Source organism: Synechococcus sp. CBW1108 (assembly GCF_015840335.1).
Taxonomy (GTDB): domain Bacteria; phylum Cyanobacteriota; class Cyanobacteriia; order PCC-6307; family Cyanobiaceae; genus Cyanobium_A.
The window spans coordinates 1834796-1847891 of sequence record NZ_CP060395.1 but is presented as its reverse complement, the minus strand read 5'-3'; the positions used below and the strand labels follow the sequence as shown (position 1 = coordinate 1847891).

The window sequence follows — 13096 nt, the reverse complement described above, 5'->3', positions numbered from 1 at the left end:
CATCAGCTATGGCCTACTTGCCCTGACCAGCTGGGCGGCAATTTCAGGCAGCAGGCGTTCATCTGCGGCGCAATCACGGCCCTCACTAAACACCACAAGCAGCATGGGAGGGCAGTTCTCCAGCTCCACGTAGGCCGCATCGTGCCTGGCCAAACTCATCCAACCAGCCTTGCTCCACAGGCTTGAGCCCGGGGGGAGTCCGGCGCCGACGAAACCATCCACCTGATTTTCCGGATCGGCCGCGCGCAGGGCCGGATCCAGGCTGCGAGCCAGCAGGGCGCGCATCCGGGCACAGGCCGGCGGCGAGAGCAACGCCGAGGCCATCACAGCCTGCAGTAACCGGGCCACCGCATCGGTGCTGAGGCGATTGCGGTTCTCCAGTTCGGAGCCATAGAAATCCCGCTCCCGGCCGTAGGGGCCATCCCCCCAGGTTTTCTGGCAAGCGTTACAGCCCTGCAATTCCGGCCAGTCGAGCTCGGCCAGCCAGCAATTCACCAGTTGACGCTGCTCCACCCACTGGGCCATGCGCCGCGGGGGCAGGGAGGGACCACTGGTGGTGCCGGTGAGCAGGTCCAGCACCAAGGCGGTGGCATCGTTACAGGAATCCCTGATCATGTCCCCCAGGGCCAGCCGCAGCTCGGGGGTGTCTGCCAGCAGATCGGCCTGCCGCCAGGCCTCCGCCGCGATCAGATAGACCAGCTTCACCACACTGGCGGGATAGCGCAGCCGGTCTCCGGCCCAGCTGGCACCCTGCACCGGCAGGGCCCAGAACTGCTGCGGGGCCAGCTGGGCTGCCCGGCCGATCAACGGCTGATCGTAACGCAGCCAGGTGATCGAGAGCTGCGAGGCCAAGCCCGAGCGGCCATCGAGCTCCAGGGCCCTCACCAGATCGGCCAGGATCTGGCCCATCGCCGGATCGGGGCTGTAGAACGCCATGAGCGCCGGTCCATGTTGTTGCGAGATTAGGAGTGGCCCCATCAGCGAGCTCCAACCCGATGCACCTGGCCAGCGGCACCCCAGCAGCGCCCGAATGGCTCAAACCCGGCACCATCTGGCGCCTCACCGCCCCGCTGAACCTCTACAGCCAGCCGACAGGAGCGGGACTGGCCACCCAGGCCTGGGAAGGCCGGCAGCTGCAGATCCTTGCTCCCACCGCAGCCGGGGGTCCTGGCCAGCGGCTGCGGGTGCGCCTGCTTGAGGACGGCTACCCCGGCTGGATTGGCAGCAGCGCCCTGCTGGGGCATGCCCTGGCCGGTCAACGGCAGCCAGGGCGAGGCCTGCACCGCTGCGCCATTCTGCAGAGACTGGAGAGGGTTTTAGCCTTCGCCAACAGCGCCCAGCACCGGCCCAATCGCTACCTCTGGGGTGGCAGCCTGGGGCCCGACTACGACTGCTCCGGCCTGGTGCAGCGCGCTTATGCCAGCGCAGGGATCTGGATCCCGCGTGACGCCTACCTGCAGGAGCGATTCTGCCAACCCGTAGGAGTGCAACCTGGCCAGAGCCAGCTGCTGCTGCCTGGTGATCTGATCTTTTTTGGCAGCCCCCAGCGCTGCAGCCATGTGGGCCTACACCTGGGCGGGGGCTCCTATCTGCACAGTTCTGGCCAGGCCCACGGCCGCAACGGGATCGGCATCGACACCATCTCTCCCCACAACCCCCACCCGGTGGCGCGCCACTATTTGGGGGAGCTGCGCGGAGCCGGGCGGGTGATGCACAGCCATGGCGGCAGCCCAATGACCGCCTAGGGTCGCCGCCAGGACACGGCAGCAAATGACCCAGCCACGGCAAAAGCCCCCGGAGCTTTCCGTGGTGGTCCCCCTCTACAACGAGGAGGAGAGTGTGAGCCAGCTGGCCGAGCAGATCCTGGCGGTAGTGCGTCCGCTTGGCCTGAATTTCGAACTGGTGCTCGTCGACGACGGCTCCAAGGACAACACCCCAAACCTGCTCAGCGGGCTCGCGGCCCAGGTTCCCGAGCTCGTAGCCGTGCTGCTGCGCCGCAACTACGGCCAGACAGCCGCCATGGCCGCAGGCTTTGACGCCAGCAGCGGGGCCGTGATCGTCACCCTCGATGGTGATCTCCAAAACGATCCAGCCGACATCCCCCTGCTGCTCAAAGAACTCAACCAAGGCTTCGACCTGGTGAGTGGCTGGCGCCACCAGCGCCAGGACGGCGCCATCAAACGTCTGCTGCCAAGCCTGATCGCCAACCGCCTGATTGCCCAGGTGACCGGCGTGCAGCTGCACGACTACGGCTGCTCCCTCAAGGCCTATCGACGGGAGGTGGTGAGTGACCTCAACCTCTACGGCGAACTACACCGTTTCCTGCCCGCCCTGGCCTTTATCGAAGGGGCCCGGATCAGTGAGGTGAAAGTAAGCCACCACCCCCGGCTCTATGGGAAAAGCAAATACGGACTGGATCGCACCTTCCGAGTGTTGATGGACCTGCTGACGGTGTGGTTCATGAAGCGCTTCCTGACCAGACCGATGCATGTGTTCGGCTTCGGAGGGCTTGCCGCCATGGGCCTGGGTGTGGTGATCGGGCTCTGGCTGGTGGGCGAAAAGCTGCTGCTGGGGGCCGACATCGGCGATCGTCCCCTACTGCTGATGGCCCTGCTTAGTTTTCTTACCGGGGTGCAGCTCTTTTGCTTCGGCCTGCTGGCCGAGCTGCAGATGCGTACTTACCACGAGAGTCAGGGACGGCCGATCTACCGGGTGCGCGCCACCCTGCGGGACACGGCCGGCGCCGGCATGGATTGAACTTTTATGTCGCCCGCGCAAGTGGGCCAAAGCAGGCTTCGGGCAGATCCCTACAGTGCTCGTGGTTGCTTATGGTCCGCACCATGACTGGAGAATTCGCTGCCGCCTGGCTGCCATCGGTGCTTGTTCCGCTTGTTGGGATCCTCGGCCCAGCCGTGGCCATGGCCCTGCTGTTCAACGTGATCGAAGCCCGCGACTGACGCGCCTCAAGCGACTCCATCGCCTTCCATCGCCGCTTCCCTACCCGCCACCATGACCGTGACTCCCGTGGCCGACCCCTGCGTCGGCAATCTGGCAACCCCTGTCAACAGCAGCTACTTCTCGCGGGCGTTTCTGAACGCTCTGCCGGCCTACCGGCCCTCCCTCTCGCCAAACCGCCGCGGGCTGGAAGTGGGCATGGCCCATGGCTTCTTCCTATATGGCCCGTTTGCAATCTGTGGTCCGCTCCGGCTCACCGAATACGCCAGCACCGCCGGGCTACTGGCCAGCATCGGCCTGGTTTCGATCCTGACAATCTGCCTTTCGATCTACGGCACCGCTGGCAACGGCCCCAACATCCAGCCTGCGGATGCCACGATCGACAATCCTCCCGCCGACCTGTTCACCAAGGCGGGCTGGGCTGAGTTTGCCAGTGGTTTCTGGCTAGGTGGCTGTGGCGGCGCCGCCTTCGCCTGGTTCCTGGCCGGCACGGCCATCGTGGCCCCACTGGTCAATATCGCCGGTGGAGTTTGGAGCGTGGGCTGAGCCCAAGGCCTCCTCCTCAACCAGCCCCGCTTCGGCGGGGCTTTTTTAATGGCGATCAGCCAGGGGAAGATAGCAATAGATCCAGCGCGAGCCCTGTTGCATGTGTGCCCGATTCAAGCCCCTGATTGGCACTCTGCTGGCCTTGGCCATTGGCGCCAGTAGCGGCCTGCTGGTTTCCTGCCGCTCGAATAAACCCAGCCAGGAATCAATCCAACCAACCCAGGAGCAACTTGCAAAGCAAATGGCAGAGCAACAGCGCCTAGCGACGCTCCGCTTGGCGGAGCGGCTCAAGAGCGAGAAAGGGGTAGCTGGCCAAAAGGGCTGGATCGACGGCCACAGGGCCACGGTGGCCTGCCTCCATGGTGAAAGGGCCCAGACCGATGGCAACGAACTGCGCTGTGAGGAGCTGGCCTACGTGCGGGAGAACTACGCCGCGGCCGCAGCGCCATAAAAAAACCCCGGCATGGGCCGGGGTTGGGTCGTCGTCCCTCAAGCAGCACAGGGGCTAGGCGGCTAGCCGAACTTGCCCGAGGTAGATGCGATCAGGAATGCCGCATAGGTGAGGATATAACCGATGGTGAAGTGGGCCAGACCCACCACACGGGCTTGAACGATCGAAAGAGCGACGGGCTTATCGCGCCAGCCCACCAGATTGGCAAGCGGGGTGCGTTGATGGGCCCAGACGATGGTTTCGATCAGCTCCTGCCAGTAACCCCTCCAGGAGATCAGGAACATGAAGCCCGTAGCCCACACCAGGTGACCAAACAGGAACATCCAGGACCAAACGGCCAGGTTGTTGCTGCCAAAGGGGTTGTAACCATTGATCAGCTGGGAGGAGTTGAGCCACAGATAATCACGGAACCAGCCCATCAGATAGGTGCTGGATTCGTTGAACTGGGCCACGTTGCCCTGCCAGATGGCAAGGTGCTTCCAGTGCCAGTAGAAGGTCACCCAACCCACCGTGTTCAGGGCCCAGAAAACCGACAGGTAGAAGGAATCCCAGGCAGAGATATCACAGGTGCCGCCACGGCCGGGGCCGTCGCAGGGGAAGGCGTAGCCGAAGTCCTTTTTATCGGGCATCAGCTTGGAACCCCGAGCATCCAGGGCACCCTTGACCAAAATCAAGGTGGTGGTGTGCAGACCCAGAGCGATGGCGTGGTGTACCAAGAAGTCACCAGGGCCAATCTGCAGGAACAGGTCGTTGCCACCATTGATGGCGTCGATCCAACCGGGCAGATAAACCGCACTGGCGGTGCTAGCTGCGGATGCGGAATTAGATAGCAACACATCCATGCCGTACATCGCCTTGCCGGAAGCGGCTTGGACGAACTGGGCAAAGACGGGTTCCACCAAGATCTGCTTCTCAGGAGTACCGAAGGCCACAACCACATCGTTGTGGACGTAGAGACCAAGGGTGTGGAAACCGAGGAACAGGGATACCCAACTCAGGTGACTGATGATGGCTTCCTTGTGCTCAAGCATCCGTGCCAACACGTTGTCCTTGTTGGCTTCAGGGTCGTAATCCCGGATGAAGAAGATCGCACCGTGGGCGAAAGCACCGCACATCAGGAAGATGGCGATGTACTGGTGATGGGTATAAAGAGCAGCCTGGGTGGTGTAATCCTTGGCGATGAACGCGTAGGACGGCATGGCATACATATGCTGTGCCACCAGACTGGTGACCACACCCAACGCTGCCAAGGCCAGACCGAGCTGGAAGTGCAGGGAGTTGTTGATGGTGTCGTAGAGACCCTTGTGACCTGCACCCAGGGCCCCACCAAAGGGGGTTCCCTTGGGCGGATTATGGGCCTCGAGAATCTCCCGGATCGAGTGACCGATCCCGAAGTTGGTGCGGTACATGTGACCGGCAATCACGAACAGACAGCCAATCGCCAGGTGGTGATGGGCGATGTCCGTGAGCCAGAGGGCTTCAGATTGGGGGTGGAAGCCACCTAGGAAGGTGAGGATCGCCGTGCCGGAGCCTTCAGCCGCTCCGAACTGCTGATAAACAGTGTCGGGATTCTGGGCGTAGACGCCCCAGTTGCCGGTGAAGAAAGGAGCCAGGCCAGCTGGATGGGGCAGTACCGAGAGGAAGTTGTCCCACCCGACGTGCTGACCGCGGGCCTCGGGAATGGCCACGTGAACCAGGTGACCAGTCCAGGCGATCGAGCTGAAGCCAAACAGCACAGCCAGGTGGTGGTTGAGCCGGGATTCAGCGTTCTTGAACCAGGCCAAAGAAGGCCTGAACTTGGGCTGGAGATGGAGCCAGCCGGCAAACAGGGCCCAGGCCGACAGGATCATCATGAAGATGGAACCCTGATACAGCTCGGCATTGGTGCGCATGCCGATCGTGTACCACCAGTGGTACAGACCGGAATAGGCAATGTTCACCGGAGAGGAGGCGCCCGCCTGGGTAAAGGCGGCAATGGCGCCCTGGCCGAAGTGGGGATCCCAGATCGCATGCGCGATGGGACGGATGTGCAGCGGATCGGCGACCCACTGCTCAAAGTTGCCCTGCCAGGCGATATGGAACAGGTTGCCCGAAACCCAGAGGCCAATGATGGCCAGATGACCGAAGTGGGTGGAGAACAGCTTTTGGTAAAGCCGCTCCTCGGTCATGCCGTCGTGGCTCTCGAAATCGTGAGCCGTGGCGATGCCGTACCAAATACGGCGGGTTGTCGGGTCCTGCGCCAGACCCTGGCTGAACGAAGGAAATTTCGTTGCCATTGGGAGAGGTCAGTAAAGGTCAGCCGACCGCGACGATGCGGGCCAGGAAGAATGCCCAGGTTGTTGCGATACCGCCCAACAGATAGTGGGCGACACCTACAGCACGACCCTGGGTGATCGAGAGAGCCCGCGGCTGAATCGCCGGAGCAACCCTCAGCTTGTTGTGAGCCCAAACGATGGACTCAATCAGCTCCTGCCAATAGCCGCGGCCACTGAACAGGAACATCAGGCTGAAGGCCCAGATGAAGTGGGCACCCAGGAACATCAGGCCATAGGCACTGGAACTGGAGCCGTAACTGTTGATCACTTGGGCTGCCTGGGCCCAGAGGAAGTCGCGCAACCAGCCGTTGATGGTGATGGCGCTCTGGGCAAAGTTGCCATTGGTGATGTGCTGGACGCTGCCGTCAGCATTGACGGTGCCCCAGACGTCGCTCTGCATCTTCCAGGAGAAGTGGAAAATGACGATCGACAGGGAGTTGTACATCCAGAACAGGCCGAGGAACACATGGTCCCAAGCCGACACCTGGCAGGTGCCGCCACGGCCAGGGCCGTCGCAGGGGAAGCGGAAGCCCAGATTCGCCTTGTCGGGGACGAGGCGGGAGCTACGCGCATACAACACACCCTTCAGCAGGATCAGCACGGTGACGTGGATCGTGAAGGCATGGATGTGGTGGACCATGAAATCGGCCGTTCCCAGGGGAATCGGACCGGCGGCCACCTTGCCTCCCACTGCAACTACGGCGCCATTGAACACCTCACTTACCCCTGCCAGGGCATTGGGTGCGGTGGTGCCAGCGGCGGCGGCGTGCAGCCCCTGGACCCACTGCGCGAAGACGGGCTTCAGGGCAATGGCGGAGTCGCTGAACATGTCCTGGGGACGGCCCAGGGCACGCATGGTGTCGTTGTGGATGTAAAGGCCGAAGCTGTGGAAGCCCAGCCAGATGCACACCCAGTTGAGGTGACTGATCAGGGCATCGCGCGCCTTGAGCACCCGGTCGAGCACGTTGTCCACGTGCTTGGCGGGGTCGTAATCGCGAATCATGGCGATGGCGGCGTGGGCGCCGGCACCAACGATCAAGAAACCGCCAATCCAGGTGTGATGGGTGAAGATCGACAGCTGGGTGGGATAGTCAATCCCGATGTAGGGATAGGGGGGCATCGCATACATGTGATGCGCCACGATGATCGTCAGGGAGCCAAGCAGCGCCAGGTTCACGGCCAGTTGGGCGTGCCAGCTGGTGGTCATGAACTCAAAGAGGCCGTCGTGGCCCTTGGGGGCGGGGAACAGCAGGGGATCACCCTTCTGGCCCTCAAGGATCTCCTTGATGCTGTGGCCGATGCCCCAGTTGGTCCGGTACATGTGACCGGCCACGATGAACAGCACCGCGATCGCCAGATGGTGATGGGCGATGTCGGTCATCCAAAGGCTGCCGGTCACAGGATTGAGCCCACCCTTGAAGGTGAGGAAATCGCTGTAAGCGGCCCAGTTTCCTGAGAAAAAGGCTGAAATGCCCGCCCCGAAACCGGGGAATATCTGGGCGATCAGATCCTGATTCAGGAATTCATGGGGCAGGGGGATGTCCCCATAGGTGGCGATGGTTTTGCCATTGAGCACCAGCGGCTGGCCGGCGTCGATGGCTTCCATCAGCGCATTGGTGGGCAGGGACACGTGCAGGAGGTGGCCTGTCCAGGAGAGGGAGCCCAAACCAAGCAGGCCAGCCAGATGGTGGTTGAGCATCGACTCAACGTTCTGGAACCATTCCAGCTTGGGAGCTGCCTTGTGGTAATGGAAGACACCGGCATTGAGCATCAGCCCAGCCATCACCAGGGCGCCGATGGCCAGGGAGAGCAGCTGGGTTTCGTTGGTGATGCCCCAGGCCCTCCAAACGTGGAAGACGCCGGAGGTGATCTGAATGCCGTGGAAGCCGGCACCCATATCGCCATTGAGGATTTCCTGGCCGAAAATGGGCCAGACCACCTGCGCCGAAGGCTTGACGTGCAGGGGATCGGTCAACCAACCGGTGTAGTTGGAAAAGCGGGCTCCATGGAAGAAGGCGCCGCTCAACCAGATGAAAATGACGGCCAAATGGCCGAAGTGAGCAGAAAAGATGTTGCGAGAGACCTCTTCGAGGTCACTCGTGTGGCTATCGAAGTCGTGAGCATTGGCGTGGAGGTTCCAAACCCAGGTGGTGGTTTTGGGACCTTTGGCAAGGCTGCGATCGAAATGGCCGGGCTTGCCGAACAATTCGAAGGTGGCCGGAACTGGGTTCCGGTCGACCATGGCCTTCGCCTTTTCCCCACGTTCTGGTGGGCTGATGGTCATCGAGACATTCCTCGAGGGACGGAGTCGAGGTGGTGGGTCCACCCCTTCGGCAAGCCGGAAGGCTTACCTGTGGGCCCCACGGACAGCCAGGGCCGAAACCCCAAGCCGCTCGTGGGCGCCAGCAGCAAAGAAGCTCGCGAAACCGCGAAACCTCTTGGCACAACTGGAGCTTTGGGCCCCAGATAGGGGACCGCTGGTCGAAGTATAGGGGTCGTTTTCGAGGAGTTTGGGTAGCAGTTACAAAGGTTCAATCCCAGTGCTTCCCAGGCCAGCACTGGGCTTTACAGAACAAAAAGAATTATCGAGATCGGGCAACTCTTGAGCAATTAATTATTCTTCAAAGCCCGGGCGCCCTCAAAGTGCTGACTGGATTAGCTGGGCAGCCTTGCCGCCACAATGGCCTCAAAATCAGCCTGAAATCCAGCGTGGGCGGAGCCAGCGCAACCAAGCCAGCCAACCGCCGCCACCCCATCCTGTGGCGCCAGGGCCTGCTGACACTCCTGTTTGTGGCGCTGTTGGTGCTGCCGGTGGGCTACGGCCCCATCTCCTGGAAGCGAGCCACCCCGCCAGCAGATGGGCTCCTGCAAGCCCAGGCCCCCTCGGGGCGCCTGCAGGAGGTAGCTCCGCCAGGGGCCGTACAACAACTTCAGGAGGCCCTGGCCCTGCTCCGCCCCCAGGTGACGATCGAGGCGCCGCGGGATGGGGCCAACCTGCCTGCCGGGCCAATCAAGCTGAGCTTGCAGGTGCGCGACTGGCCCCTGGTAGACGCCGGGGAACTGGGCCTGGGCCCCCATGTGGTGGTGCAGGTAGACGACCTGCCAGCCATTCGGCTCAGCGGCCTCGAGCTTGAGCTGCCTTCCCTGAGCCCTGGGAGCCACCGGATCACTGCCTATGCAGCAAGGCCCTGGGGAGAGGCGGTGAAAAGCCCTGGCGCCTGGAGCCAGATCAGGGTGCATCGGGTCACGGCCAATCCCCTGGCGATCCCCCAGCCTGGGACCCCCCAGCTGCTTCCAGTCAGCCCGGCGGACCTGGCCGGCTCTGAACCGCTGCTACTCGACTGGCTGCTGCTGGATGCGCCCCTCCAGGGCCTGCGGGATAACGACGGCAGCTGGCGCCTGCGGGTATCCGTCAATGGCGACAGCTTTCTGGTCGATCAGAACTCCCCCCTTTGGCTCAAGGGCTGGCAACCCGGCAGCAACAGCCTGCTGCTGGAACTGGTAGATGGACTCGGCGAACCGCTGAATCCTCCCTTCAACAGCCAAGTTAGGGAGGTGGTGCTGGACCCCTCCAAGCCAGGCTTGGGCTGGCAAAAGGGCCGGCTGGCAGAGGGTGAGCTGGCCCAGCTGCTGGGCACGGCTCCGCCAGAGCCACCGGCCCAGACCCCGGCCCAACCAGAACCTGAGTCCGAGCCAGAGCCGGAGCCAGAACCAGAACTAGAACTCGAGCCCGAACCAGTGCCCGAACTCGAGCCCGAATCTGAGCCAGAGCCCAAACCAGTTGCCGAACCAGAACCAGTGCCAGCTCCCCAAGCAGCTGTTGAACAATCCCTTCAACCAGCTGAGGCGCCATCCACCAGCCCGGGGGGATCGGCCCGCAGCCAGGTGAATCCAGACGGCTCATTGCGCAGGTCTGGCGAATGACCCCCACCCCTGCATCCCTGCCGGCGCGGGGCCTGATCTGGGGCCTGGGCTTCAGTCACGGCAGCGCGCCGATGCTGGAGCGCCTCAGCCAAGCTGGCCTGATCGATGCCCGGCTCGGGCCGACGGACAAGCCCTTGCCCCGGGAGGCTCTGGTCACCCACTGGCAATCCGCCCATGCCTTCGTGGTGGTGGGGGCCTGCGGACTGGTGACCCGGCTGATTGCCCCCCTGCTCACCGGCAAGGACAGCGATCCAGCCGTGGTGGTGGTGGACCCCCAAGGGCGATTCGCCGTCCCCCTGCTGGGCGGCCATGGAGCCGGGGCGGACCAGCTCAGCCACCGAATCGCCGCCAGCCTTGGAGGCCAGGCCGTGCTGACCGGTGCCAGTGCCGCCGCAGGTCGGCTCAGTCTCGACAGCTTCGGCAGGGGCTGGGGATGGCGGCGCGGAGCTGGCGATTGGCAGGAGCTGATGCTCGCTGCCGGCCGCGAAGGTGACCAATCCCTTCAGGTAGAGGCCCGCCATGGCAGCCCTCGCTGGCTGGGGCTGGATGCCGCAGCCCACCTCCAGGCCGGAGCCAATTCCGCCGTGGCCAAGCCAGCCATGTTCGTGGACATCCACACCGGCAGCGGCTGCAGGTGGCACCCGCCCAGCCTCTGGCTGGGCCTGGGCTGTGAACGCGATACCAGCCTGGGCCTGCTGGAGCGCCTGGTGGACCAGACCCTGGCAGGCCAGCAACTGGCTCCCCAGGCGGTGGCCGGGCTGGCCAGCATCGACCGCAAGGCCGATGAACCGGCCTTGCTTGAGCTGGCCGCGCGCCGGCACTGGCCGATGCGCTGGTTTGACGCGGCGAGCCTCGCCGCCGTGGTCGTGCCCACTCCCTCGGCAGCCGTGGCCAAGGAGATGGGAACCGCCAGCGTTGCTGAAGCCGCTGCCCAACTGGCAGCTGGCCCCGGAGCCAGGTTGCTGCTGACCAAGCAGATCGCCCACGCCCAGGGCACCGAGCGCGGGGCCGCCACCCTGGCGGTGGCCTTGGCGGAGGGCCAATGGGCTCCCCAGCGGGGCCAGCTGCATCTGGTGGGCAGTGGGCCAGGCAGCCTGGACCTGCTGACGGGCGACGCCCGCCAAACCCTCTCGGCAGCCACGGTGTGGGTGGGCTACGGGCTTTACCTCGACCTGCTCGAACCCCTGAGGAGGCCAGATCAACTGCGCTGGGATGGCCAGCTCACCGAGGAGCGAACCCGCTGCGCCCTGGCCTTGGAATTGGCCTGCCAGGGGCTCAATGTGGCCCTGGTTTCCTCCGGCGACAGCGGCATCTATGCCATGGCAGGCCTGGCCCTGGAGCTGTGGCTGGCCCAGCCGGCCGATGGCCGCCCAAGTTTTGCCGTTCACCCCGGCATCTCGGCCCTACAGCTTGCCGCCGCCAGGGCCGGCGCACCCCTGATGCACGATTTCTGCACGATCAGCCTCAGCGACCGGCTCACCCCCTGGGCCGTGATCGAGCGGCGACTCCAGGCCGCTGCGGCGGGGGATTTTGTGGTGGCCCTCTACAACCCCCGCTCCCTGGGGCGAGACTGGCAGCTGGCGAGGGCCCGGGAGCTGTTGCTGGCTGGCCGGCCCGCCTCCACCCCAGTCGTGCTCGCCCGCCAGCTGGGACGGGAGGCTGAGGCAGTGAGCCTGCACACCCTGGGGGAGCTACCGGTGGAACAGGTAGACATGCTCACCTTGGTGTTGGTTGGGAACAGCAGCAGCTATGCCAAGGATGGGCGCCTGGTGACGCCCCGCGGCTATCCGGGGGCAGAACTCAGCTGAACGCCCCAGGGGTGGCAAATGCAATCGGGATGACAGGATTCGAACCTGCGGCCCCTTCGTCCCGAACGAAGTGCGCTACCAAGCTGCGCCACATCCCGATAAAGTTACTTTAGGGGATGGGCTTCACAGCAGGAGCCTTCCTTCTTGCCCCTTCCTTCTGGATCTTCCTAAGGTTGAGCCCAGCCCTTCCCCCGGCCCTGGCTGCCGGTTGCGCGCCTTGCTCAAACCCGACTGGCTGCGCGTCAAGGCCCCCCAGTGGCAAAGGATCGGCGAGGTGGCCGACCTACTTGAGGATCTCAGGCTAAATACGGTCTGCCAGGAGGCCAGCTGCCCCAACATCGGCGAGTGCTTCGCCGGCGGCACGGCCACCTTTTTGATCATGGGGCCGGGCTGCACCCGCGCCTGCCCCTACTGCGACATCGACTTCGACAGGAGCGTGCGGGAGCTCGACCCCAGCGAGCCCGAGCGGCTGGGGGAAGCGGTGGCGCGCCTGGGCCTCAGCCACGTGGTGATCACCTCGGTCAACCGCGACGACCTGGCCGATGGCGGCGCCAGCCAGTTTGTGGCCTGCATTCAGCAGGTACGCCAGCGCTCGCCGCTCACCACGATCGAACTGCTGATTCCCGATTTCTGCGGCAACTGGGATGCCCTGGCAACCGTGATGGCAGCCGCGCCCCAGGTGCTGAACCACAACATTGAAACCGTGCCGAGGCTCTATAAAAAGGCCCGCCCCCAAGGCCTCTACGGGCGCTCGCTGGAGCTGCTGCAGCGGGTCCGGACGGGTTGGCCGCGCACCTACAGCAAGTCGGGGTTGATGGTGGGCCTGGGCGAAAGCGACGCCGAGGTGCTCGAGGTACTGGCCGATCTACGCCGCCACGCCGTGGACATCGTGACGATCGGCCAGTACCTCTCGCCGGGGCCCAAACACCTGCCCGTGGATCGCTTCGTGACCCCCGAGCAGTTCGCGGCCTTCCGCCAGCACGGCGAGGAGGCCTTGGGCTTCCTGCAAGTGATAAGCAGCCCGCTCACCCGTAGCAGTTACCACGCCAGCGAGGTGCAGCGTCTGATGCGGGAGTACCCGCGCTAGGCGATCAGGC

General features: G+C 64.0%; 11 protein-coding genes and 1 tRNA gene. 8 read left to right on the top strand and 4 right to left on the bottom strand.

The window, feature by feature from the left end:
- Positions 1–6: 6 nt before the first annotated feature.
- On the bottom strand, positions 7–936 hold the full coding sequence (locus tag H8F27_RS09925) for a serine hydrolase (RefSeq protein ID WP_197147963.1): 930 nt from the start codon (positions 934–936) through the stop codon (positions 7–9).
- A 59-nt stretch (positions 937–995) separates the two neighbouring features.
- On the opposite strand from H8F27_RS09925, the gene H8F27_RS09920 reads away from it, so the two are divergent.
- From H8F27_RS09920 to H8F27_RS09900, 5 genes are all read left to right on the top strand, one after another.
- Positions 996–1745 (top strand): C40 family peptidase, encoded by a 750-nt coding sequence (locus tag H8F27_RS09920; protein WP_197153493.1) that lies wholly within the window; start codon positions 996–998, stop codon positions 1743–1745.
- A 25-nt stretch (positions 1746–1770) separates the two neighbouring features.
- The gene (locus H8F27_RS09915; protein ID WP_197147962.1) at positions 1771–2757 is read left to right on the top strand and encodes a glycosyltransferase family 2 protein; all 987 of its coding nucleotides are present in this window, start codon (positions 1771–1773) and stop codon (positions 2755–2757) included.
- Between the two features lie 83 nt (positions 2758–2840).
- Positions 2841–2957 carry a photosystem I reaction center subunit VIII gene (locus H8F27_RS09910; protein WP_106632445.1) on the top strand — a complete coding sequence of 39 codons (117 nt, stop codon included), beginning with the start codon at positions 2841–2843 and terminating at the stop codon, positions 2955–2957.
- 52 nt (positions 2958–3009) lie between these two features.
- Positions 3010–3501: a photosystem I reaction center subunit XI gene (locus H8F27_RS09905; RefSeq protein WP_197147961.1), complete on the top strand. Its 492-nt coding sequence runs from the start codon at positions 3010–3012 to the stop codon at positions 3499–3501.
- A gap of 241 nt (positions 3502–3742) precedes the next feature.
- Positions 3743–3952, top strand: coding sequence for a hypothetical protein (locus H8F27_RS09900; RefSeq protein ID WP_197147960.1), 210 nt, complete (start codon positions 3743–3745; stop codon positions 3950–3952).
- Between the two features lie 62 nt (positions 3953–4014).
- On the opposite strand, the gene psaB is transcribed toward H8F27_RS09900, so the two are convergent.
- Complete coding sequence (gene psaB / locus H8F27_RS09895; RefSeq protein WP_197147959.1) at positions 4015–6228, bottom strand: photosystem I core protein PsaB; 2214 nt, start codon at positions 6226–6228, stop codon at positions 4015–4017.
- Between the two features lie 19 nt (positions 6229–6247).
- On the bottom strand, positions 6248–8551 hold the full coding sequence (gene psaA / locus H8F27_RS09890) for a photosystem I core protein PsaA (RefSeq protein WP_197147958.1): 2304 nt from the start codon (positions 8549–8551) through the stop codon (positions 6248–6250).
- Between the two features lie 425 nt (positions 8552–8976).
- Here psaA and H8F27_RS09885 point away from each other — a divergent pair, with 425 nt between their 5' ends.
- Complete coding sequence (locus H8F27_RS09885; RefSeq protein WP_231596183.1) at positions 8977–10191, top strand: hypothetical protein; 1215 nt, start codon at positions 8977–8979, stop codon at positions 10189–10191.
- On the top strand, positions 10188–11999 hold the full coding sequence (gene cobJ, locus H8F27_RS09880; RefSeq protein ID WP_197147957.1) for a precorrin-3B C(17)-methyltransferase: 1812 nt from the start codon (positions 10188–10190) through the stop codon (positions 11997–11999). The genes H8F27_RS09885 and cobJ overlap by 4 nt, the downstream gene beginning before the upstream one ends.
- A 24-nt stretch (positions 12000–12023) precedes the next feature.
- Here cobJ and H8F27_RS09875 read toward each other — a convergent pair.
- Positions 12024–12097, bottom strand: a tRNA-Pro gene (locus H8F27_RS09875).
- Between the two features lie 119 nt (positions 12098–12216).
- Here H8F27_RS09875 and lipA point away from each other — a divergent pair.
- A complete protein-coding gene (gene lipA, locus H8F27_RS09870; RefSeq protein ID WP_197153491.1) occupies positions 12217–13086 on the top strand; it encodes a lipoyl synthase in 870 nt (289 codons plus the stop codon).
- Positions 13087–13096 lie beyond the last annotated feature (10 nt).